Genomic DNA, 22961 nt, shown 5'->3' with positions numbered 1-22961 from the left:
TAAGCAAATAAAATTATGACAAACAAAATTTAAATAAACAAATTCACATTCGATTCTTCCGCATCTCCCAGATAGGAAGCCACACCTGCCAGCTCTACGCCGTCGATCAGCTCCTCCTTCGTAATCCCCATTACGTCCATGGACATGGTACATGCCACCAGCTTCACGCCGTTTTCCATCGCTTGCTTCATCAGCTCTTCCAGAGAATCTACATTCTTATCCGCCATTACCTTCTTCATCATTGCCGTTCCCATGCCTGCCATATTCATCCGGGACAACGTAAGCTTCTTCACGCCCCGAGGCATCATGGCTCCGAACATCTTCTCGATGAAGGATTTTTTCACGCTTTGTTTTTCCGGTTTGCGAAGGGCGTTCAATCCCCAGAAGGTGAAAAACATCGTAACCGGACGTCCCATCGCCGCCGCTCCGTTGGCGATGATAAAAGAGGCGAGCACTTTATCCAGATCACCGCTGAATACTACCATCGTTTTTCCCTGTGCTGCACTGCCTGCGAGCGCGTTTTCTTTTATCCTGCATTCCCCCGCACCCTTTCTGATAAATACCACATTTCCTTTTTCCTTAAGTGTTTTGCTCTCTTTTGGCTCGGATTTAAGGAACGTATTGCCGGTCCTGCGGCACCACGACTCCACATCTTTTACAAATCCCATGTCGGTGGCGCAGACTTGAAGGATTTCTCCGGGCTTCATTTCACAAAGGGCTTCGTTCACCTTCATGATAGGTCCCGGGCACTGCATTCCGCAGCAATCCACGTTTTTAATTACCTTTCCGATTATATCTTCCGTTCCCGGGGCATCCTTGCTTTCCTGTGCTGCCTTCAGTTCCTGCTGCCCGCCTCCTGCACTCTCGTTTCTATCCTTGTAATGCATGGACTTGTAGAAAGTCATTCCTCCGGAAAGCACCTTTACATTAGAAAAACCGTTCTGCATCAATATCCTCGCTCCGTTATAGGCGCGGACGCCGATTGCACAGTACACGATAATCAACTGATCCTTGGAGAGTTCTTCCATGCGCTCTCTTAGCTGACCCAGCGGAATATGGTGGGATTCGGGGATGGAAAATACCTCCCGCTCTACCGCTTCCGTTACATCCAGGACCGTAAAACCATCTATTTTCTCCGCCAGCATGCGGTCCGTCTCGTCGTATGAAATGAAGCTTACCCTTCCTTCTAACACGTTCTGTGCCACGAAGCCCAGCATATTCACAGGGTCCTTCGCCGAGGAATAGGGCGGCGCATATGCCAGTTCCAATTCCGCCAAATCGTATACCGTTCCATTCAGGCGCATAACTGTCGCCAGCACGTCGATTCTCTTATCTGCACCATCCTCACCGATAATCTGTGAACCCAGAATCTTTCCCTCTTTATCAAAGAGCAGTTTCATAGTTAACATAACTGCGCCGGGATAATAGCCGGCATGAGATTTCTGATCGACCAGAATCGAATAATAGTCCTTTTCCCTTTTCAGGCCTTTTCCAATCAATGTCTTTTCGTTAACACCTACTGCTGCTGCCGTCAAATCGAATACTTTAGCAACGGAAGTCGCCTGTACTCCTTTATAGGTTCTGTCCGTCCCTGTCATCACGTCAGCCAGTACTCTCGCCTGCTTGTTAGCCGGTCCTGCCAAAGGCACCATGGTTCTTTCCTTCAACGTATGATTTTCCGTTTCTATCACATCTCCTACCGCATAGATATCCGGCTCGGAAGTCCTCATATATTCGTCGGTTATTACTCCGCCTCTCGCATTTAACATGATTCCTGCTTCTTTTGCAAGCGCGCTGTTCGGACGGATACCGATAGAAAGAATTACCATATCCGCTTCTACCACGTTTCCGCTGGTCAGATGAATTGTCGTCTCATCACCTTTATTCTCGAAAGAAGAAACGCCGTCTCCCAGTATCAGTTCGACTCCGTTCAGCTCCAGATTCTCGTGGAGAAGCTGTGCCATTTCATAATCCATGGGTGCCATGACCTGATTCTGCATCTCGATGATGCTTACCTTAAGTCCTGCCGCATGAAGGTTTTCCGCCATTTCCAAACCGATAAAGCCGCCGCCGATGACTGCTGCATTTTTCGGTTTATTCACATCTATATATTCCTTTATCCTATCCGTATCAGGAACGGTCCAGAGAGTAAAAATGTTCGCCCCGTCGATTCCCGGAATAGGGGGCTTAAGGGGTGAAGAGCCGGTAGCGATGATGAGAGCATCGTAGCTTTCCTCATAGCTTTCTCCTGTCTTTAAGTTCTTTACCTCTACCGTTTTTTCTTCCTTATGGATTGCCGTTACCTCATTTTGTACGCGTACCTCGATGTTGAATCTCCTTTTCATCAATCCCGGCGTCTGCAGCAGAAGATTCTCTCTCTCTTTTATCGTATCGCCGATATAGTAAGGGAGGCCGCAGTTCGCGTAGGAGATATACTCCCCCCTCTCCAATATGACGATTTCCATATGTTCATCCATTCTTCTAAGGCGTGCGGCCGCGGTAGCGCCCCCGGCAACACCTCCTATAATTACGGTTTTTGCATATTTTTTCTTTTCCATATCAGTAATCATACCCCTTTCAAAGCAGAATGCTGTTTTTATGAATACATAGTAGCATAAGAAAAAACTTTCTTCCGTGACTTAATCACATTCCGCAATATATCTGAAAATTGTTTGCAGAGGGCTGAATACACCGTGTTATGGAATTGTTTGAAACAGTCAAAGAGTTCACAGAAAAAATGTTAAACGGAAATTATAATTTTTCCGTCCTGAACCTCTATCCGCACGCGATTTCCTTCGATTCCCGCCTGCTCCAGTATGCCCTTGGTAAGCTGTACTCTCCCTGCTCTGTCGAGTATCGCAAATTCCTCCTGTATATTCTCCGCTTCCAGCTCGCTTACGTCCAAATGTTTCATCCTGTCTAAATAACCTTGCTTCATGACGCGCTCACTGCTGATTTTCCCGTCTCTTATCATGACCACCCGGTCTACCTTTTTGGCAAGACTCACATCGTGGGTAACGATAACAATAGTTACTCCCAAATCTCTGTTCAGCATGCGGAACATGTCCTGAATCATCAGGGAGGTTTTCTGATCCACCGCTCCCGTAGGCTCATCCGCTAACAGAAGCTTTGGACCGTTGGCGAGGGCTATGGCAATAGCCACCCTCTGCTGCTCACCGCCCGATAATTGGTGAAGAAGGCTGTCCTTGCGATGGGACATGCCTACAAGCTCCAGAAGCTCCAAGGCTCTCTCCCGCCGCTTTGCCTCGCTTTTCATCGCTTTATTATCTCTGCAAAACTGCATCGGCACTTCCACGTTGCGGATTGCGCTCAGATAAGGGAAGAGATTTCTTGAATTCTTCTGCCAGACGAATCCTACCGTATTTTTCTTGTATTCCACAAGCTGTTTTTCGCTCAGGCGGAATAAATCCTTGCCATCCACAAGAAGCTGCCCTGCCGAGGGCTTGATAAGGCCGCCGACCATATTGAGAAAGGTTGATTTCCCGCTGCCGCTGTTGCCTACCACCGCCATCAGCTCGCCTTTTGCCACGTTCATGTCAAGTCCTTGCAACGCCATGACCTCTATCGTGTTCGTCTTATATATTTTTACCAATCCGTCGCAAACTATCATCATTTCTTCCAATAATCACACCATCCTCTATTTCGAAAACCGCATCCCCAAGCTCCATCAGGCTGGGGTCGTGGGTGGTCATAACGATCGTTACGCCCTCATGCTCCACCAGCTCTTTAAACAGTTTTACTACCAAAAGTCCATTATCTGTATCCAGCGCCCCGGTAGGCTCATCCGCAAACACCACCTTGGGCTTATGAGCCAATGCCCGGGCTATCGCCACCCTCTGCTGCTCACCGCCGGAAAGCTCCTCGGGCATGTGATACATGCGTTTCACAAGCCCCACTTTCTTAAGGCATTCCTCCACGCGTTCTTTTCTATCCTTCCCATAGCCCGCAAGCCTTAAGGAAAACTCTACATTCTCATATACATTCATAACGGGAACAAGGGCAACCGCTTGAAAAATATAACCCATATGATATCTTCGAAGTTCCTCCCTCTGATGCTCCGACATGGCGTTCATTTCCTTCCCGTCAAAAAACACCTTGCCTTCCGTAGGCAGATCCAGCGCACTGAGAATATTGACCAGTGTAGTCTTTCCAGAGCCGGAACGCCCTTTCAGTATGGTAAGCGTTCCTTCCTCTATCTCGACATCAATACCGTTAAGAACCGTAATCTCACTGCCTCCGGCAAGAGGAAATTTTCTTGTAAGCGCCGAAGTGCTTATTATTACTTTCTTTTCTTCCATTCCCTACCGCCTTTCCCTTAATCTTCTCCGAGTTTTAACGCCTGAGCTACCTTCATGCCGGCTACTACCTTCGCCAGTATGAGGAAGCATATAGTTAACATAACAGAAAGTACACCGCCGATTCTTATCATATCGAGAGGAGCACTCACCACCTCAAAAGCCAGTGCATGCTTCTTAGGCAGATAAGCGATCATAAGCAGAGGAATATAGAGATAGGAGGCGAAGAAGCCTACAAAGGCGCCTGCTGCTATCGCTGTCAGAGAGGAAAAAATCTGCTCGTGAACGAGCATGTATTTCACTTCTCCCATGGAAAGCCCCATCGCACGGTATATTCCGAACATTAGCTCTCGCTTCTTGATGACCAGAATCCAGTGAATTAAAAAGCCGACGGTACAAAGAATCAGTATGATGAGGAAGCTTATGGTGAGCAGACCGTTGGTCACCTGAACAGATGCGTCATTTTTGCTCCGTATCAGCTCGTCCTTCACGCCGACTACATTAGTCAACACTATTCCTTTATCCTCAGCAAAAGTCTTTATCAGCTCAGTTCCCTTATCCGTCTTAACCCACATCTCATAGGGCGTGGCACCAAAAATGCTTACCACCTGACTGTAATTGGCCACAATTAAGTAATTATCTGTATAGCTGATACTGCCATCCGCCGTTCTTTCCTCCCGGTAGGGGGAATATCCCGGCCATATATCCACGAAACCATAAATAGTTGCGGTGCCTAAAGCCCTTGCATTGCCCAGCTCGTCGAATAGCGTATACTTGATGCTGTCTCCAATCTGCGCTCCCATCTTATCGCGGAAATTAGAAGATACCAGCACGCCATCCGCTGCCTGTGAAATATCGTTCAGGTAATAGTACCAATGCTTATCCAGAGCATTCTCCTTCATCCAGGCGGTTTCCCCGAACTCTTTCGTGTGAATCGCCATGAGCATATTCTTCTCGAATACCTTATCGCCGTAATACATGCGCACATCGGTATCCCTAATGACCTTGGTCATCTCCTGCACCTGCCCGGACAACTCCTCATAGCGGAGGAAATTCGGTTCCTCATAGGTTACCAGCTTTTTATTCTTCTTTGCGAAGGGCAAATTATTCTTCCACTGCTCACTGCTTACGATATCTGCTCCCGTGTCGTAACGAATCCTTTCCTCGATGCTGGTATTCATGGTACGAGCCGTATTCGCGTAAAAGATTCCCATAGCTATGGTGAGTATGAGGAAAACAGAAATGAAGTTCTGCTTCTTACCGGTTCGTATGATTTGCAGAAAAGATACGTAGACTGCAGGCTTCCACCGACTTCTTCCGATGTGGTACACGGCCTTGACCACAAGCTTAAGCAGCCTGAGAAAGACCATTCCGCAGCCCAGCATAAAGATCCCTGAGCTTAGGAAAAGAACGGGGTCCATGCTCTCTCCCCGTATAATTTGCTGTGCCAGAGACTCCTGCTGTTTCAGCAGGCTGTATCTTATATAGAGGGAAAGGGCGAGCAGCGCCACATCCAGATAATATCTTTCCCAGAGCGACTTTTCCGTTGCATTTTTCTTATGCTTTATTTCCACCACGCTGAGCGCCGTATATCTGAGTACAGGCAGTGTCATGAACAATATTGCTGCCAGAATCGCCGCCAGTACGGAGACAGGAAGTCCCATATCCGGCACTATGCGCAAACGCCGCCCTCCCACAAATTCCATAAATGCATTAGCACTTCCTAAAAGGGAGGCAAAGCCCCAGCCTAACAGGATGCCGAACACCGCCCCTGCTATGGCGAGGAGGAAGGATTGCGTGAAATAGACGCCAAGTATCTGTCCGTTGCCTACGCCTCTGCTCTTTAGCATAGCGATTTCATTCTGCTCCATCTCAAACACATGGGAAGATACCATATACAGGAAGACCATCAGCAGCACAAGAAGCGGTATCTGTAAGGTTCTCATCGTTGCCTTTACCTGATTCTGTGCATCCACATAGCTGCTAAGAAGCCCTCCCAGTTCTGACTTGACCGTCATCTTCACTGCCGGAGGCTTAGCCGCTATATCCGCTAAGCCGGCTATCGTTTTGTTCGCCTGCTTAAAGCTCATACTCTCGTAATCGAGAAACACATCATAGGTAAGGCTCATATTTATTGCGGCCGCCTCCCTGCCACTCATGATTTCGTCCAAGGCTGCCTGAGAAAGGAATAGATTGTTTTCATAGCTGTTAGGGAATCTTACCCAATAACTGTCATGGTTGTCATTTTCCTTAAATATCCCTGCAATGCGGATTTTAAGCTCCTTTCCATCCTTCATCTGAGTCTTCGGAAAGGTAATCACTTCCCCTACAGACAGATTGTCGCTAAAGACCATGTTCTCATTTACGATACATTCATATATGCCCTCATCGTCCGCAGCTTCGGCAAAAAGCTCACCCCTTAATATCTCCGTATGCTCCTCCATATTTTCCATATAGCTGGGGATGAAAAAGTAGTCTTGCTTAGAGTCGTTGCTCTGATAAGAAGGAATGCCTAAAAGGCTGTCGGAAGTAAATAGCATAACTCTTTCATTTTCCTTAACAGGAAGCTTGTTCTCTATAGCCGCGCTTACCGTTTCGCACACCTTCTTAGCCTGAGCGACCGCCTCCTCCTCCCTATCAGCATAGACAAAAGGATAGGCAGCCTCTACCAGGGCCGGATATGCGTTATGCTCTCCGATGTAGGTATCGAACTTGTTCTGCAACAGCTTGCTGCACGCGGCTCCCTGATAGAGCACGTTTCCGGCAGCGACGCTGACCAATAAGACAATCCCCAAAAAAGTACACATATTCAACCATTTTTTATGTATTAATTTCTGCCATACAAATCGAATCATCGCCTTCTCCTAATTCTCCAATATGATTTCCTGCCCTGCACTCAATCCTTGTATGATCCAGGCACTATTACCTTCGTTGTAGCCCATGGTTACGTACTGCTTCTTCATCTGACCTTCTTCCATAAGCCACACATATCTTCTGTCATTTTCGTTATAAATTGCCCGGGTATCTATGATAATCGCGTCAGGCACGCTCCAAAGGATCACGTTTACACCAAAGGACCTTACACTTTCATAGGATATACCTTCCTCCAGTGAGATATAGGAAATCTTCGTCATCTGAGGGTTATTCTCGCGAAGCACCCGTTTTTCGTTATACACTGTCTTCGCCGCATCCTGATAAGAGCCGATTACCCGCCCTTTCAAGTCCTCCTCGGTCTGATATAAATCCACAGTCACCTCCCTATCCATGGGAACTACCTCTTTATCGTCGGTATAAACCATGATACAAAGAGAGGAGGGGTCCGCTATCTTGCAAAGCAGGGTATCCTTAGGAATGGAATATCCCTCGGGCGAGGCCGTCACTTCCGTGACGATTCCCGCCGCCTCTGCCGTTACCTCAATAATTCCCGATTGCTCTCCGGCTTTCTCGATATTGCGTTTCAGCGTCTCAGTCTCATATTGGTAACGAGCGTCCTCCAGCTCCATGGAAAGCTTTGTTTTATTTAACTCCTGCACCGTTTTCTTATACTCAAAAGTATTCTGCGTTTTATTTTCTATCATGGCGCTTATGCGCTTCTCTCTTTTATCCGCTTCTTTATTATCCAGAGTTCTCTGAAAGACGTATGAGGCTTTTAGTTCCTCTAACTCTTGCATATATGCCTCGCTCTTGCTTTCTCCTTCGCCTGCCGCCAGAATCGCTATCGTATCACCCTTTGCTACCTCCATCCCGTTTTTCACCTTAAGTTCTTGCAATACCGCATTCTCAGGCTTTACCAGGACACGTAAGGACGAAGTCTGCCTCGTATTGGTCTGGTCATATTTTTTCACGATTTCAAAGGTACTTTCCTCTGCCTTTTCGATAGTATGCTTATTGCCGGGCATATCGCTTATCGGATAATATACGTTTTCTCCCTCCATAAGTCCTTCCTCTATCTCCACCGCATTGACCGTATGGGTGCCAGGTGTTACGCTCCTCTTAATTTTCTGTCCATTTTCCAGTACATAGATGAAATACTCGCCGTTTTCGCTGAAAAGGGAATCAGGCGCAACGCAGACTACCTGCTCTTTCTGATTGGATAAAAGGTAGACCGTCGCGTTCTTTCCAACCAGCTCTGCCATTGCTGTCTCGTCCGTTGTACTGAAGCGTGCTCCCAGGCTTATTCCCGCATTGATTGCTATTCGCCTTTCCTGATCCGAATAGGGAAGATATTCCAACTCATATTTTTTCCCGTCTATTTCCGCATAGATTTCTGTCGCCTTCTTTACCTTGGCATCCACGATGTCCGCCGATATGTAAGCCTGTTGTTTATCGGAAATCAAGACAACAATTTCTTCTGACTCCACGCTTCCCGCAGCATTGTCCGCAGAAAATTCCTTTACATATACTACATAGCCGCTTTCCTTTGCCGTTAAACAGGCATTGTCCGTCTTCCGGGCATAAAGGCTCAGCTGCTCCCTCTTTTCTTCAATGGCTATCTGCCTTAAGCTGCTTTCATACTCCGCTTCCTCTTTATCGGCTTCCAGCGCCTTTGTCATATCCTCGATGGCCTTTTTCTCTTCCTTCGTATCCTTGCTTTCGGATATCGCCATGGAAAGCTGCATCTGGGCGACTGTTATATCCGTTTCGTCCATCTTCCTCTGACATTCGTCCTCTTTCTCCAGCCAGGCAACATCACTCTCAATCTGCGCTCTCTGCCTTTCATCGTCCGAGCAGTTCATCACGGCAAGCACTTGTCCCTCCTCCACATATTCCCCAAGACGTACCGGTATCTCCTCCACAAGACAGGCATCGGGAAAAGCATAGCTTACGGCATAAGGCTTTACTCTCCCCGCATATGCCTTTATATCACATATATTCTCCCGCTGCGCAATTCTGCCGGAAAGGCTCACCTTCACCGGCTCCAAAAGCTTCGGCACCGGCTGCTGCTCCCCGCATCCTATAAATGACACTGTTGTCATACTTAAGATGATACATAAAGCTGCCGACGACACAGATATACTTTTGCAAATCTTCCGCTTATTTTTCGCCGCACTCTCCGTTATATCTTTTTTATCTTTCTTCCTATACTTGCCAGAAACCCCTCTACTCTTCTCCTTAAATCCCATAAGCCCCATAATTACATCTATACCCTCCGCCATTTAATTATAAAATTCCAAGATTCTGAAATATGGTTTTTGCTCATTCGTACAGCATTACCGTATCATCCTGCTCCACCCCTGCTGTTATTTGCACATAGTCCGTATTGACCGTTCCGGTCTGTATTTCTACAGGATTTGCAAAACCGTCCTCTCCCATTTTGTACACATAACTCTTCTCTCCCACGGGCACGATTGCATTCTTCGGAACGTATAAAGCGTCCTTTACCACTCCTGTACTCCATAGTAATTCTCCGTATGTACAATCCTCGGGAACCGAATAACCCTCCTGAAGGCATACATCTACCTCGGTAACACTCTCCGCCCTTTCTGCTCTAAGAATTTGGGCCGGATATTCCTCCTCATTCAATATAAGAATTACCTTCTGCCCCCTTTCAAAATCGTTCTCTGCTTTTGTATTGCCGGAAAACTGCCGGGCTGCCGACTGTAAGGTCAGAAAGGCTTGCTTTTCATCCGATAAAAATCCTCCTCCATAGCTCGAAACCCTCGCTACTGTACCATCTATGTCCGCATAAATCCGATACTTTTTAAGCTTACTTTCCTGTTCTTTCCGCGCTCCCTCCGTCTCCTGCATATCATTATCCAACTGCTGAAGCTGCAATTGGTAACGTCCTATTGACTCCTGCCTCGCATCTTCCTTCTCTTCTATGTATTCCTTCCTCTGCCTCGTCTCCTCCAAAAGCTGTTCGGTATGCTGGATGTCCAAGGCGATGGTTTCCTTCTTCGCTTCCAAAGAAGCTATTTCATTCTTTATATCATCGCTTTGAAGCTCCGCCAAAAGCTGGCCTGACCTTACCCCGTCTCCCTCTTTTATGTAAACCTTATCGATGCTGATGCCGGATACGCCGAAGTAAAGCTCGTGCTCCTCCGTAGTCGTCAGTTTTAGGAACAAGGTCTCTGCATTTTCCAAATCGCCGCGCTTTACATACCCAAAACTCGCACCGCTGGCATCATAAGAGGGAATCGTTATCTGATTTTTCACCTCTTCTTCCTGCCGCAGCAGGCCACAGCCCGTAAAGACCACTATAAACAGGCATACCGTTCCCGTAAAAAACATTCTCTTTCTATCTTTCATATTCTCCCCCATCTCTCATAATTCGCCCCGGTATAAATATTATTTCCCATGCGATCAACGTCCATTTTATGCTTTCAGCATTTACTTAATCGATTAAGTAAATGCACAAAAAAATTCCCATGAATCATATCCTCTATTATATAATCCATGGGTATAATATTCAATAGTTATTTTTATGCCTCGCCCTCACCTATTGCCTCTATAACCACTCCATGGGCAATCCCCGGTACGGTCTGTCCTTCGTTAAAACTCGTCTTAGACAACAGCGCGCCGGTAGGGACGAACAATACGCGCTTCCATACGCCTTCTTCTATTTTTTTTAAAATATAGGCTGACAGAGTTACCGCACTGCATCCGCAGCCGCTTCCTCCCGCATGGGTATCCTGCTCCTTGGCATCGTATATTTCAATACCGCAGTCCATATGCTGTCCGGCTATATCCACATCCTTTTCGTTCAGCAGATCAAGCAGCGCATGCTGCCCCACCGTTCCCAAATCTCCTGTGATGATTTTATCGTAGTCGGACGGCTTTCTTCCAAAATCCTTCAGGTTATTGTAAATGGTATCGCACGCCGCCGGAGCCATACAGGCCCCCATATTCTGAGAATCTTTCAGGCCGTAATCCATAATCTTACCGGTAGTGATTCCGGTAATTTTCGCCCTCGCCTTCGTTCCTTTATCGCCGCTAAGCAGGAATGCTCCGCTTCCTGTTACCGTCCACGATGCCGAAAGCGGCCTTTGATTGCCATACCCCAGAGGAAAACGGAATTCCTTTTCCGCACTGGCAAAATGACTGGAAGTTACGCAGAGCACATGCTCCGCAAATCCGCCGGACACTGCCATCGCTCCCATGCTCAGAGTCAGACCGCAGGTAGAACACGCGCCGTACATTCCGATTAACGGTATCTCATAGGAAGCCAGCCCGAAACTGCTGGCGATGGACTGCCCCAGTAAATCGCCGGCAAAGATATATCTTATCTCTTCCTTCTTCATTCCGGCCTTATTCAGCGCCAAAAATACCGCATCCTTCTGCAAACTGCTTTCTGCCTCTTCCCACGAATCGCAGCCGAACATATCGTCCTCGCCTATCATATCAAACAGTTCCGCCAAAGGCCCCTGTCCTTCTTTCGTGCCTACTATGCTGGCACTTTCCCTTATATATACCGGGGTTTTCAGCTCTATACTTTGCTTCCCCATGGAACAAACGTTTTTTTCCTGACTCATACTATACCCACGCTTTCCGGTTATTTATTACTGTTCACTCCGTTCTCGGTAGCATATGATTTTTGCATTCAAATTAGCTGCGCGAAGCAGAAATCATCTCTTGAATCACATTCTTACGCAGCTTAACAGCAAGTGTTAAGCTACTGTGCGAACAGTAACGATTATTTTCGTTATGTATAGTATTATTTGAAAAAAAAAGAAAATTATTCGAGAATTGCTATTCCAGAATTAATATTCGAAACTTGTCATTTTTCCTCTCTGATGATTCCCTTAGACAGGAGAAATTGCTTCCATTTCTCGTAATATTGCGCCTTCAAATGAATTTCGTCCGTAGTATAGTCTTTCTCCAGATTTCCCTGAGCATCGCATACGACCTCGTTCACATCAATATAGAAAATTTTCTTATTATCGGCAATTTCTTCTATCGCTTCGTTTCTTTCATTGATATTCATATTATTGAATATCGGGTCCGTCTCGTTTTTCGTTCCGGCGACGCGCATAATGCCTTCCGCAAAGATGATCGCACCCGGCTGAAGCTCTTCGAGCCGTCCCACCACCTTCTTATATTCCGTCATAAAGGTCTCCGTCGTGCCGGTTCCCAGCTCGTTGATGCCTAGCATAAGATATACTTTTCCGTATTGCTTCTTCTGCAATGCCGCTTCTATGGTAATCTTATCTCCCGTCTCCTCATCCTTTACAATAGGCTCGGTAAACACATCGTATATCGTAAGCGACGTCTTCGCAAAAAAATCGCACCGTTCCTCCATGCCGCCGTACTCGAACAAGCCCACGGTTCTGGAATCCCCGATAAATACCGCATCATCAAAATATTCCTCTCCCACTTGTACAAAGTCATAGGTTCTATCCGCACGTTCTTCATCGGACGCAGCCTCTTCCCCGGCATCTTCGGCCGGAATCGCTTCTTCAAATAAGCTTCCCGCATCCCCTTCGGCAACAAGAGCCTCTGTTTCCAGCGCCTCGTCCTCCCCGCCTCCGATGGGCAAGTTCAACGCCCCCGACACTGCTTCTATTACAGAACCATACCGGAAAGACTCCCACGGATATTCTCCTTTGCTGATTCCTTCCAGCGTAAGGGCGAGAAAGGGCGTATCTGCAAAATGATATTCATAGTCCTTATATATGGAATTTTTTCCGATAATTCCTATCAACGTAAAAAGAACACTGCTTATTACGAGGATAAGAAATAACGGACATTTTTTTATCCGCTTCATACTCTCACCATTCCCTTAAAACTTCAAGTAAGCAAAGGGATTGTTACCCATGCTTACCGTAAAATATACGGATAACCAGAAAATGCAGACCATTCCTGCAATGACTGCCGGATGCCTTCTATGTTTTTCCACAAACCGGTATGCTGCCGGTATGCACCATATAACTCCCGCCGTAAGATATGGGGCATACATCTTCAGATATTTGAAAATATCGGAGGAATTGACGGCAACGCCCGCTCCCCCTGCAACGGGAAACATCCGTCCTAAGTACAGCCCAAGCTGGCTGATGTCGGTTATCGCAAACAGCATCCATGTGATCGGAATCAGGACGAGCACATAGCATCTCCCAACCAGCGGATATTTTTGCAGCCACTTGCCAATCCATAACTTCTCCAGAACGATAAGCCCAAACAGTACTGATCCCCACAAAATGAAGTTCAGGCTTCCTCCATGCCAAAGTCCGGTCAGCAGCCATACGATCAGAAGGTTTCTCACGGTATTGCCTTTTCCTTCCCTGCTGCCGCCAAGCGGTATGTATACATAATCCCTGAAAAAGCTCCCCAGCGTCATGTGCCATCTCCGCCAGAATTCGCTGATGCTGCGCGACGCATATGGGTGATCGAAGTTCTTGATGAAGGAAAAGCCCAGCATCACGCAAAGCCCTGATGCCATGAGCGAATATCCCCAAAAATCAAAATATAGCTGCATGGAATAGGAAACCGCTCCAAGCCACGCAAGCGGTGAGGATATACTCTCATAGCCGATGGTATGAATATCCTTTTCCAAAATTGCTAAACGGTCTGCCAAAAGTACCTTGGTCCCAAGCCCTAATACAAAATACTGCAGCCCTTCCTCTATGCGCTCCCAGGAGTAAGTTCTCTTCTCCAGAGTAAAATCCCCTTCGTCATAACGCATGATCGGTCCTGATATAATCTGAGGAAACATCATGAAATAAACTGCTGTGCGTTTAAAGGTCGGCAACGCCTTAATATCTCTTCTGTATATGTCCATTTGGAAGGAAATCATCTTGAAGGTATAGAAGCTGAGTCCCAAGGGCAGAGCCTCGTTCCCCGCAAAAGCACCCAGAATTTTAAATACAACTAACAGCCCTACGTCAAGCAGTAGAGCTGTAATCATCCATTTATTTCCCTTTTTCTTATCTATCCTCTTATGAAGTTTCTTCTCACGAAGCTTCTTCTTATTCTTAACACTATGCTCGGTCTCGTAAAAGCATATTTTTTTCGCCAAAATATAATTCAGCCATACGAATGCCAAAAGGAGCAGGATGAAATACGGCTCGCCTACGGCATAAAATACGATACTTCCAAATAATAAGGCCGTATTTCTGTATTTCTGCGGTGTTATATAATAAACGGCTAAGAAAATCGGCAAAAAGCGAAACAGAAATTCCATCCCGGAAAACACTACCATTTTTCTCAATCCTTACTTTTTCAAATTCACACTGTATTTTAAGAGCATTATTATTGTAACACCACATGTTTTTAATCTCAATAGGAAACCCTTAAGATAATATAAAATTTATTTTGCAAAATCTGGAATAACGCCAAGCGATTCGTGCACATAAAAAGTGATACATATTTTATTTAAATATGTACAAACACCTCTTTTATATAGTAAGATAGCAAGGAATACCACGAAAATAAACGGAGTAACGTAACATTATGAAATCTTTAGGTAAAAACGTATTTTATCACAAAATCTTTAAACTGGTCCTTCCTATCGTTATTCAAAATCTTTTAAGCGCAGCCGTAAGCTCTGCGGACGTAGTCATGCTCAATTATGTGGGCCAGTCCTCCATCGCTGCCGCCTCCCTTGCCGCGCAGTATTCCAGCATTCTGTTCATGGTTTATTACGGGCTGGGTACGGGGGCAACCATGCTGTGTGCCCAGTATTTCGGCAAAGGAGATATGCGTGCCATCGAAGCGGTAGAAGGAATCGCACTTCGATTCTCGGTTGCTATTTCCATATTATTCGCCGTAATGTCATTCTCGGTCCCGCACCTGATGATGCGCGTATTTACCGACGATGCGGAGCTGATCGGACTGGGGGCATACTATCTGCGCTATATCAGCGTCAGTTATTTGTGCTGGGGATTAATTGAAATATATCTTTCTATTTTAAGAAGTATCGGACGAGTTGTTGTGGGAACTGTATTGAATGCCGTGACCATAAGCTTCGACATTTTCTTGAACGCCGTGTTGATCTTCGGTCTGTTCGGCGCGCCCAAGCTCGGCATTATAGGTGTTGCTGCTTCCACTTCCATCTCCAGAGTACTGGAACTGATAGCGTGTATCGTCATATCGCATTTCAGTAAAGATATTAAATTGAATCTGAGATTTATGTTTATTCGCAATAAGCTTCTGTTCAAGGATTTCATCCGCTTATCCCTGCCCGCCCTGGGCAACGACGTGTCATGGGGCGTCGCTTTTTCCATGTACTCGGTAATTATCGGGCACATGGGCGCCGATGCGGTTGCAGCTAATTCCTTTGTCAGCATTATCCGTAACTTCGGCACCGTTCTCTGTTTCGGCGTTGCCAGCGCAGGCGGTATATTACTCGGAAATGAAATCGGGGAAAACCGTTTGGAAGAAGCCCGCGCTAACGCCGGCAGGCTGATGAAGCTTACCGTTTTGAGCGGCCTTGCGGGCGGCCTTCTCATATTTGCGGCTGCTCCCTTCGTCCTGAAGTATGCCGCATTGTCCGAAACCGCACTTCACTATTTAAAATACATGCTCCTTATCAATACTTACTATGTAATGGGAGCCGCCGTTAACACCACCCTGATAGCCGGGGTCTTCCGCGCAGGCGGCGACAGCCGTTTCGGATTTATCTGCGATACCATCGACATGTGGTGTTATGCCGTGCCTCTGGGCTTTTTGGCCGCCTTTGTGTTCAAGCTTCCCGTCTTATGGGTATATTTCCTGCTCTGTACCGACGAATTCGTGAAGTGGCCCTGGGTCATCAAGCATTACAAGAGCGGGAAATGGCTGAAAAATATTACCAGGGATAATTTATTTGAGGACGCCTAACGGTTAGGCGTCCTCTCTTTTCACACTTCTTTATAATGATCATGCTATCATGCAATTACTCCCATTACTTTCAATATCCAATAACCCAACCCCAAAACCCAGCTTGTAAATATTCCGTACAAAATTACAGGACCTGCTATCGTAAATATTTTACATCCGACGCCAAATATCTGGCCTTCCTTCTTGAACTCGATTGCAGGAGCAGCTACGGAATTGGCAAATCCGGTAATCGGTACAAGGGCCCCTGCACCGCCGAATTTTACGATGTTCGGATAAATGTTGAATCCCGTAAGCAGAATACTAACTAATATCAGCAAAAGGGAACACCATCCTCCCGCCGTTTCCTTATCCAGTCCCAATGAATTCGTACAATAGTTCAAAATGAACTGCCCGATGATGCATATTACTCCTCCCACGAGAAACGCCTTTATCATTTGCAACCATAAATTGTGGGTAGGAGTTACCTCCTTGACATATTCCTTATATTCCTGCTTTATCTGTTCTTCCATATGCTCAAACCTCTCTGAAAAAATTGCCTCTTGCCTATTTCGCTTCGATTATATTTCCAGTATGCGGATTTTGAGCAATTTTATTCATAAACGCAATTGGTAATACTTAAGTATTTTTCAATGACTGCATTCTTAGATAGAATTCACGTTCCCCCATACAAAAATACCGCCTTTATAAAATAGATAAGCCCTCCTGCTATCTTTCCCAGAGCCATGGCAAGCACTACTACTCCGAGGCCGTGCCGGAAACCGATCCTTCTGGCAAAAATCGGAATGGAATTCAGCATTTCTGCAATCGCAAGAGCCAGGCATCCCACGAAAATTCCGGCGAACAGCCCAAAAATAATAAGGATTCCCGTACCTATCATGTGCCAGATGGATTCCGTGTTCTCTTTTCCAAAGATATGATTTTTAATGATAAAATCCCCGATTCTGCCGTATCTGTCGAATATACTGAAAAAATTTCCCGTCAGTGTTCCAAGGACAACCGCTTCTTCGAATAAAAAGATTTTTCTGCTGACATGCATTTTCCCCGCAAATCGTGGAATCAGGCCAACAGATATCAATACGGTGAATACACCTCCTGCGGCGAACATGCCGAAGCTGAGCCCCATGATTCCCAGCAAAAGCTGTTTAAGAAACATCAATGGTCTTCCCCTCCCTATCCGCAGTTTCGATCAGCGCATTGTTCACGTCCTTTTCATAAATACGCATTTCTACCTCGATGGGGGTAGGGTCTTTCGTGATTCTTCTTCCTCCGATATGGTTAAAGAACACGATGATACCAAGAGCAAGCCCTATGGAATAGGCCAGCTCCAAAATCGTATAGTTCGCCGCTGCCTGCCCCATAACGAGCTCATATACTTTTCCAAATACCTTGTTAATGCCTATATCATTATGAAACGCCATTATGGTAAATGCTGTGCCAAAAAAACTGATGCCCGCCACAAAAATAATTTTCAAAATGACAATAAAACCCTCATTCTTATTCACATTCACACGTTTTACCAGCACATCCATCTCTCCCACATTCTCTACGCTTACGTTCGGACAAGCCTGCTGTATCATTTCTATCAGCTTCAGAATGCTGAACACCTGGCGCGTCTGCTCCTTTTCTCTGAAACGGTGTATCTTGATCGCCTTTACCTTCGCCGTCACATGAGGATCTGCACAATATACTTTAGCCACATCTTTTAGAAAAACATCATCTACGGTAACCTCTGTACAAAGTTCCGCTTTTAAATAAAGAGTCTCTCCTGACATTTCTTCACCTGCTATTCCTTTGCTTCTTGCTTCCTTTATTGACATTATCCCTTATTATTGCAAATAAATGGCAGATTATGCGAAGAGGTCATACTATTTTACAATCGTATATTCCATATATTCATAATGCAGTCTTGTACCTTCCGCAATTGCCTCAGGCAGAAGTGCTCTCGCCACAAGCTTCAGTTCATCTTCCTCCGCATCTGTGCGTTTTAAATTAGCATAATCCCCCTCAATACTTACTACTACATAATCAAAAGCAGTCATTTGTGCCTTCCTCCGTTTCTTTTTTACTAAATAGTAGTATATACGATACTCTATAACACCACAATATCTGCATGTTATTATTCAGCCTACGGCTTCATCCATTTGTTACTGTTCACTCCGTTCTCAGCAACATCCACCTAAACTTCCACTACGCTTTTACACATCTGCCGCTATATAAGGCTTTCCCTCATACGGACCAATATTCTTTTTTCCATACGGCTGACCTGAACCTGGCTGATACCCAGTTTTTTGGCTACTTCCACCTGCGTCTTGTCCTGGAAATATCTAAGGGTAATTAACTGCCTCTCTTCCTCGCCCAGCTCGCCCATAAGCTGCTCGAGCAACATATGATTCAGCAGTTTTTCGTTAGCATCCCTTTTTTCCGGCAGCTTGTCCACCAGAAATATTTCATTTCCGTCAGACTGGTAAACAGATTTATATATGGATTCCACTTCTACATTTGCTTCCATAGCCATGACAATATCTTCTATGGACAGCTCCGTGAGTTTGGAGATTTCCTCCAGCGTGGCTTCCCTTCCCTGCTCATATGATATTTTCTCGGCAGTCTGTTTGATTTTCCACCCGTTTTCCTTCAACGTCCTGCTTACCTTGACCATTCCGTCATCCCGCAGAAAGCGTTTGATTTCTCCGCTTATCATAGGAACCGCATAGGTGGAAAACTTTACCTCGAAAGATAAATCAAATTTATCGATGGCCTTCATAAGGCCGATGCTTCCTATTTGAAACAAATCCTCTGCATCGTAGCCTCTCCCGAGAAAACGCTTCACGATATGATGGACCAGCCCCAGATTTTTTTCTATCAGTACTTCTCTCGCTTCTTTATCACCGGCTTGTGATCTGGCAATTAGTACTGTAACCTCCTCCATAGACTACTCCTCATCTTCTATCCACGAGGTACACCCGATTTTCTTTTTCATCTGCACAATCGTTCCTTTGTCCGGCTCGGATATCACTTCCAAATCATCCATGAACGCTTCCATAAAAGGAAATCCCATACCTGAGCGGTTGAGCTCCGGCTTTGTAGTAAACAGAGGCTCCATCGCTCTTTCAATATTCTCTATTCCTTTTCCTTTATCTATTACCTCGATATGTAATACATCTTTTTCAATTAAGCAGTTTATTACGACCTTACCTCCCTCGATTCCGTCATAACCGTGAATGACCGCATTGGTCACCGCTTCCGAAACCGCTGTTTTTACGTCCGACATCTCCTCCAATGTAGGGTTTAAAAAGGATATGAAGGCAGCTACGGATATTCTCGCAAAAGCCTCGTTTTCTGATATCGCATCAAATTCCATCGTCATTTCATTTCTCATCCCGTTCCTCCTAGTCCATAATTTCCACTATTTTATGTAAACCTGATATTATTAAAAGATGTTTTATTCTGTTATCCATATTGACTGCAAACACCTTACCGCCGAAGCAGGAAATCTTTTTATAACGCCCCATGATAATTCCTATGCCGGAGCTGTCCATAAACCTCGTATCTTCAAAATCAAAAACTACATTGCTCACTCTATTCTGCATTATGAACCGATCCGCATTTTCACTTATGTATGATGATTTGTGATGATCAATTTCTTCAGGCATTCTTACCATGAGATAATTATCAATCACTTTAAAATTCTCTTCCATGCACTTCTCCTTCCTTTTCTTTGTAAATGACATATTTCCTTTATGTATATACATAAAATACAGCATGTCCATTTTTGTCGAATTTATTCGTTTTCTCAAAGAACTTTTTCATAACAGGAACACTTCCCTATTGCAGAAAAAGAGAACATAATCGCTTATGTTCTCTTTGGTAAGTTTCTATTTATTCTATATTTTAATTCCCGTTATTTATCTCCGCCAGATATGTCCCTGACTCACTGGCCTTCTTCGTACCCGGGAAAAGCTCGATTACCTTCGCATAGGCTTCTTTCGCTTTATCGACATTGCCGTTTCGTCTGTAACAGTTGGCAAGATAGTAAAGCGCGTCTCCGTTTGTCTGGTCATACTGGTAAGCCTTTGCCAGTTTAGGGATGGCACTGGCGTATTTCTCCTGGCGATAATCGTTGTAGCCTTCGTCGAAATATGTCTTCGCCAATTCCGGTCCTATCAATCCGGTCAACGTATCGTACAAAGCAGTAAAGGATTCGGAAGCCGAGGTTCCCAGACTTTCTAAGTCTATTTGATCCAGATATTCGGAAACGGTCACTATGTCCGCCGCATTCTTCAGGTAAGCGCCGGAAGCGAGCAAGAGCTTATCCGTTGCCTGCAAAGCGCCGTCTGTTCCCACATAGCCATCCAGGTCCTCCTGAAGCTTGGCCGTTTCTTCCGTCAAGTTATTCACCTGCTGCTCCATCTCGTCGATGGTCGCCGTCTTCGCATCCAACTGCTCGCTGACCACCCGCAGTTCGTCATTAATCGTAGACTTCGCTGCCTGAATCCTTGCCGGCAGAATAAGGAAGCAGGCTATCGCAATACCTATCACAATCCCTATCCCCATATTTACGAAAGTGGAAACTCCTTTGGACTCTTTCATGTTTAAGGGCTGGATAATGGTTTCATTGCCGCTTTGATATGTTACTGCATCCTTCGACTGACTCTTTTTTTTCGAAGCTGCCTTCACGCCCTCTTCAGGAATGAGCATGTTCTCTACTTCCTTTAAATAGCGCATGGTAGTTGTATTGTTCGTATCGATCTGAATACATTTATTCAGTTCTTTTCTCGCCTTTTCCCACTCTTCACCGTTAATATATAAAAGCGCAAGGAGCTGATGGGCCCTTATGAGTTTCGGATTTAAGGAAAGCACCTTTTTTAATTGGATTACTGCGAGATCCGAGCTTCCCTGATTGCAATACAAAAGTGCCTGATTATATTTTTTAATCGTCTGATTGATGGAATCCAGCCTCGCCTGATTACTCTGTATCATGTCGATATAATCGTCCGCAATGTTTTTCTTGGGACGCAGATTTTTACTGATTACCCATTCGCTGAGCGCTGCCACCACTTCTCCCATTTCGAAATAAACCAGACCAAGCAGGTTTCTCGCCTCAATGTTGTTCTTATTGAACTTAAGGCTCTGGCGCAGGCTGGTAAGCGCTCCGGTAAGATCTCTCACACCTGCTTTCTCCAACCCGTCGTTGTAAAATCGATTGGATATATACATAATTTTCTTATATATGGACACATCTGCCCCGCATCCGGTGCAAAAATCATGTTCAGATAAACGGCAGCCACAATTATAACAGATCATGCCGCCCCCCCTATTCTTCTTCCATGCGAGACATCGCATTGTGATTCTTCGGCTTGCTCTGTACCGTCGTCTCATGCTCTTCTATATCTTTTATCATCTTCACAAAGATGTCTGCCATATCCGTCAAATCCTGGTTGTAAATCGCCTCTTCTGCATCTTCCACTTCCAGACTTAGATGAAACTTTTTCAATTCTTCCTCAAAATTAATCATCCGTTCTCCTCCTTAGCAACGCCTTTATCTCTCCGACCAGATAAAGGGAGCCCACAATATATATATAATCTCGCTCTTCTTTTCTCTCCATTAAAAATTCTAACGCATCCCTTGAACCGGCGAACACCTCACACCTTCCACTGCCATACCTCTCAAACGCCGCGCGTAAAACCTCCGTAGATGCCGCCCGCCCGCTGTCCAGTCTGGTCAACGCCGCCATCTCAAACAATGGTTTCTCTTCCAGTATACGTACCATCGACTCATAGTCCTTATCCGAAACAGTGGAAAACAGCATGTACCTTTTTCCCTGGCATGAATCTGCTGAGACCGACTGAACAAAGGCCCTGATTCCGTCCTCGTTATGTGCGCCCTCCAAAAAAATACCAGGCATTATTTCTTCCATTCTTCCTTCCCATACGGTCTTTCGAATTCCTTCCGTCAAATGCTTCAGACTAACCTTGGGATCTTGGAGCACCTCTATACACCTCGCCGCTATGGAGGCATTTTCCACCTGATATAATGCTTTTGTTGTTACTGTGAGCCTAATATAATCATAATAACGAGAATGAAAGGAAAAATCAATGCTTTTATTTGTTAAATTAACATTAATATAGTCGCCGCCGGCTACCGGAAACGCTTGAATTCCGAGCATCTTCGCTCTTTTTAATATTACCTCGGAAGCTTCCTTTCTTTTATCGCAAAATACGACCGGGGCGCATGGTTTTAATATCCCCGCCTTCTCCTGTGCTATTTTGCCTACCGTATCTCCCAGGTATTCCGTATGATCCATTCCTATTTCAGTAATGACCGTAAGAACCGGACTTTTTATCGTATTAGTGGCATCCAGCCTGCCGCCCAGACCGGTCTCAAGCACGATATAGTCCACGCCCTTTTCCTCAAATATAAGCATTCCCATAAGAAATAAAAACTCGAAAAACGTCGGGTGATATGTGGGGTTATCCAACTCCTCTCTCATGCGCTCTATCTTATCCATCACCGCTTCAAAGGCTTTCGTAAACACATTCTCCTCCACAGGGATTCCGTTTATCCGAAACCGTTCCCTCATTTCCACAAGGTGCGGAGAGCAAAACATTCCCACGCGGTATCCTGCTTCTCCAAGGATGGAACACAAGTAAGCACAAACGGAACCTTTTCCGTTTGTGCCTGCTACATGAATTACTTTTTTCCCGCTTCCGGGATTTCCCAGAAGCTCCAAAAAGCGGCCCGTATCCTCAAGGGTATTCTTTCGCGTCAACCATGTGGATGACGGTCCCCCTGCTGACATTGTGAACTTCGGTACATTTAAAAGATATTCCTCTGCTTCGTGATAGGATCTCATCTTTATAACCTTGAGTGTCGTTTACTCGCAATGAGTGTTC

General features: G+C 45.5%; 20 protein-coding genes. 1 reads left to right on the top strand and 19 read right to left on the bottom strand.

Annotation, left to right across the window (positions count from 1 at the left end; translation table 11 throughout):
• Nucleotides 1-29 precede the first annotated feature (29 nt).
• The 9 genes from CC90_RS0101135 to CC90_RS0101095 form a co-directional block, all read right to left on the bottom strand.
• Nucleotides 30-2558 carry a DsrE/DsrF/DrsH-like family protein gene (locus CC90_RS0101135; RefSeq protein WP_031389005.1) on the bottom strand — a complete coding sequence of 843 codons (2529 nt, stop codon included), beginning with the start codon at nt 2556-2558 and terminating at the stop codon, nt 30-32.
• A 182-nt stretch (nt 2559-2740) separates the two neighbouring features.
• Nucleotides 2741-3634 carry an ABC transporter ATP-binding protein gene (locus tag CC90_RS0101130; RefSeq protein WP_242843278.1) on the bottom strand — a complete coding sequence of 298 codons (894 nt, stop codon included), beginning with the start codon at nt 3632-3634 and terminating at the stop codon, nt 2741-2743.
• Complete coding sequence (locus tag CC90_RS0101125) at nt 3597-4319, bottom strand: ABC transporter ATP-binding protein (RefSeq protein ID WP_051869224.1); 723 nt, start codon at nt 4317-4319, stop codon at nt 3597-3599. Before CC90_RS0101125 ends, CC90_RS0101130 begins: the two co-directional genes overlap by 38 nt.
• A gap of 17 nt (nt 4320-4336) precedes the next feature.
• Nucleotides 4337-7171, bottom strand: coding sequence for an ABC transporter permease (locus CC90_RS0101120; RefSeq protein WP_031389002.1), 2835 nt, complete (start codon nt 7169-7171; stop codon nt 4337-4339).
• 9 nt (nt 7172-7180) lie between these two features.
• Nucleotides 7181-9472, bottom strand: a complete 2292-nt coding sequence (locus CC90_RS0101115; RefSeq protein ID WP_031389001.1) for an efflux RND transporter periplasmic adaptor subunit — start codon at nt 9470-9472, stop codon at nt 7181-7183.
• A 40-nt stretch (nt 9473-9512) separates the two neighbouring features.
• Nucleotides 9513-10565, bottom strand: a complete 1053-nt coding sequence (locus CC90_RS0101110) for an efflux RND transporter periplasmic adaptor subunit (protein WP_031389000.1) — start codon at nt 10563-10565, stop codon at nt 9513-9515.
• Between the two features lie 173 nt (nt 10566-10738).
• Complete coding sequence (locus tag CC90_RS0101105; protein ID WP_031388999.1) at nt 10739-11788, bottom strand: stage V sporulation protein AD; 1050 nt, start codon at nt 11786-11788, stop codon at nt 10739-10741.
• Between the two features lie 245 nt (nt 11789-12033).
• Nucleotides 12034-13020: a GDSL-type esterase/lipase family protein gene (locus CC90_RS0101100; protein ID WP_031388998.1), complete on the bottom strand. Its 987-nt coding sequence runs from the start codon at nt 13018-13020 to the stop codon at nt 12034-12036.
• A gap of 15 nt (nt 13021-13035) precedes the next feature.
• Nucleotides 13036-14451, bottom strand: coding sequence for an MBOAT family O-acyltransferase (locus tag CC90_RS0101095; protein ID WP_031388997.1), 1416 nt, complete (start codon nt 14449-14451; stop codon nt 13036-13038).
• Nucleotides 14452-14702: 251 nt separating this feature from the next.
• On the opposite strand from CC90_RS0101095, the gene CC90_RS0101090 reads away from it, so the two are divergent.
• Nucleotides 14703-16070: an MATE family efflux transporter gene (locus tag CC90_RS0101090; protein WP_031388996.1), complete on the top strand. Its 1368-nt coding sequence runs from the start codon at nt 14703-14705 to the stop codon at nt 16068-16070.
• Nucleotides 16071-16117: 47 nt separating this feature from the next.
• On the opposite strand, the gene CC90_RS0101085 is transcribed toward CC90_RS0101090, so the two are convergent.
• From CC90_RS0101085 to CC90_RS0101040, 10 genes are all read right to left on the bottom strand, one after another.
• On the bottom strand, nt 16118-16579 hold the full coding sequence (locus CC90_RS0101085) for a SpoVA/SpoVAEb family sporulation membrane protein (protein WP_031388995.1): 462 nt from the start codon (nt 16577-16579) through the stop codon (nt 16118-16120).
• Between the two features lie 143 nt (nt 16580-16722).
• Entirely contained in the window at nt 16723-17223 is a 501-nt protein-coding gene (locus CC90_RS0101080; protein ID WP_031388994.1) for a stage V sporulation protein AB, read from the bottom strand.
• Complete coding sequence (locus tag CC90_RS0101075; protein ID WP_081905830.1) at nt 17213-17887, bottom strand: stage V sporulation protein AA; 675 nt, start codon at nt 17885-17887, stop codon at nt 17213-17215. Before CC90_RS0101075 ends, CC90_RS0101080 begins: the two co-directional genes overlap by 11 nt.
• Nucleotides 17888-17935: 48 nt before the next feature.
• Nucleotides 17936-18109, bottom strand: coding sequence for a hypothetical protein (locus tag CC90_RS0101070; protein WP_031388992.1), 174 nt, complete (start codon nt 18107-18109; stop codon nt 17936-17938).
• Between the two features lie 170 nt (nt 18110-18279).
• Nucleotides 18280-18996 carry a SigF/SigG family RNA polymerase sporulation sigma factor gene (locus tag CC90_RS0101065; protein ID WP_031388991.1) on the bottom strand — a complete coding sequence of 239 codons (717 nt, stop codon included), beginning with the start codon at nt 18994-18996 and terminating at the stop codon, nt 18280-18282.
• Nucleotides 18997-18999: 3 nt separating this feature from the next.
• A complete protein-coding gene (spoIIAB, locus tag CC90_RS0101060; RefSeq protein WP_031388990.1) occupies nt 19000-19446 on the bottom strand; it encodes an anti-sigma F factor in 447 nt (148 codons plus the stop codon).
• 10 nt (nt 19447-19456) lie between these two features.
• On the bottom strand, nt 19457-19765 hold the full coding sequence (locus CC90_RS0101055) for an STAS domain-containing protein (protein WP_031388989.1): 309 nt from the start codon (nt 19763-19765) through the stop codon (nt 19457-19459).
• Nucleotides 19766-19958: 193 nt separating this feature from the next.
• Nucleotides 19959-21371, bottom strand: a complete 1413-nt coding sequence (locus CC90_RS0101050) for a tetratricopeptide repeat protein (RefSeq protein ID WP_031388988.1) — start codon at nt 21369-21371, stop codon at nt 19959-19961.
• Between the two features lie 10 nt (nt 21372-21381).
• Nucleotides 21382-21582, bottom strand: a complete 201-nt coding sequence (locus CC90_RS22025; RefSeq protein WP_035315086.1) for a hypothetical protein — start codon at nt 21580-21582, stop codon at nt 21382-21384.
• Nucleotides 21575-22921, bottom strand: a complete 1347-nt coding sequence (locus CC90_RS0101040) for a bifunctional folylpolyglutamate synthase/dihydrofolate synthase (RefSeq protein WP_035315084.1) — start codon at nt 22919-22921, stop codon at nt 21575-21577. Before CC90_RS0101040 ends, CC90_RS22025 begins: the two co-directional genes overlap by 8 nt.
• Nucleotides 22922-22961 lie beyond the last annotated feature (40 nt).

This window comes from Kineothrix alysoides, from assembly GCF_000732725.1.
Taxonomy (GTDB): Bacteria; Bacillota; Clostridia; order Lachnospirales; family Lachnospiraceae; genus Kineothrix; species Kineothrix alysoides.
This window is presented reverse-complemented; position numbering and strand designations above follow the sequence as displayed.

Coding starts and splice junctions, on each gene's coding strand:
- CC90_RS0101125 (WP_051869224.1), bottom strand. CDS start 4,319: ATGGAAGAAAAGAAAGTAATAATAAGCACTTCGGCGCTTACAAGAAAA.
- spoIIAB (WP_031388990.1), bottom strand. CDS start 19,446: ATGAGAAATGAAATGACGATGGAATTTGATGCGATATCAGAAAACGAG.
- CC90_RS0101135 (WP_031389005.1), bottom strand. CDS start 2,558: ATGGAAAAGAAAAAATATGCAAAAACCGTAATTATAGGAGGTGTTGCC.
- CC90_RS0101050 (WP_031388988.1), bottom strand. CDS start 21,371: ATGATCTGTTATAATTGTGGCTGCCGTTTATCTGAACATGATTTTTGC.
- CC90_RS0101075 (WP_081905830.1), bottom strand. CDS start 17,887: ATGTCAATAAAGGAAGCAAGAAGCAAAGGAATAGCAGGTGAAGAAATG.
- CC90_RS0101130 (WP_242843278.1), bottom strand. CDS start 3,634: ATGATGATAGTTTGCGACGGATTGGTAAAAATATATAAGACGAACACG.
- CC90_RS0101070 (WP_031388992.1), bottom strand. CDS start 18,109: ATGACTGCTTTTGATTATGTAGTAGTAAGTATTGAGGGGGATTATGCT.
- CC90_RS0101105 (WP_031388999.1), bottom strand. CDS start 11,788: ATGAGTCAGGAAAAAAACGTTTGTTCCATGGGGAAGCAAAGTATAGAG.
- CC90_RS0101080 (WP_031388994.1), bottom strand. CDS start 17,223: ATGTTTCTTAAACAGCTTTTGCTGGGAATCATGGGGCTCAGCTTCGGC.
- CC90_RS0101095 (WP_031388997.1), bottom strand. CDS start 14,451: ATGGTAGTGTTTTCCGGGATGGAATTTCTGTTTCGCTTTTTGCCGATT.
- CC90_RS0101115 (WP_031389001.1), bottom strand. CDS start 9,472: ATGGCGGAGGGTATAGATGTAATTATGGGGCTTATGGGATTTAAGGAG.
- CC90_RS0101055 (WP_031388989.1), bottom strand. CDS start 19,765: ATGGAAGAGAATTTTAAAGTGATTGATAATTATCTCATGGTAAGAATG.
- CC90_RS0101040 (WP_035315084.1), bottom strand. CDS start 22,921: ATGAGATCCTATCACGAAGCAGAGGAATATCTTTTAAATGTACCGAAG.
- CC90_RS0101090 (WP_031388996.1), top strand. CDS start 14,703: ATGAAATCTTTAGGTAAAAACGTATTTTATCACAAAATCTTTAAACTG.
- CC90_RS0101065 (WP_031388991.1), bottom strand. CDS start 18,996: ATGGAGGAGGTTACAGTACTAATTGCCAGATCACAAGCCGGTGATAAA.
- CC90_RS0101120 (WP_031389002.1), bottom strand. CDS start 7,171: ATGATTCGATTTGTATGGCAGAAATTAATACATAAAAAATGGTTGAAT.
- CC90_RS0101100 (WP_031388998.1), bottom strand. CDS start 13,020: ATGAAGCGGATAAAAAAATGTCCGTTATTTCTTATCCTCGTAATAAGC.
- CC90_RS0101085 (WP_031388995.1), bottom strand. CDS start 16,579: ATGGAAGAACAGATAAAGCAGGAATATAAGGAATATGTCAAGGAGGTA.
- CC90_RS0101110 (WP_031389000.1), bottom strand. CDS start 10,565: ATGAAAGATAGAAAGAGAATGTTTTTTACGGGAACGGTATGCCTGTTT.
- CC90_RS22025 (WP_035315086.1), bottom strand. CDS start 21,582: ATGATTAATTTTGAGGAAGAATTGAAAAAGTTTCATCTAAGTCTGGAA.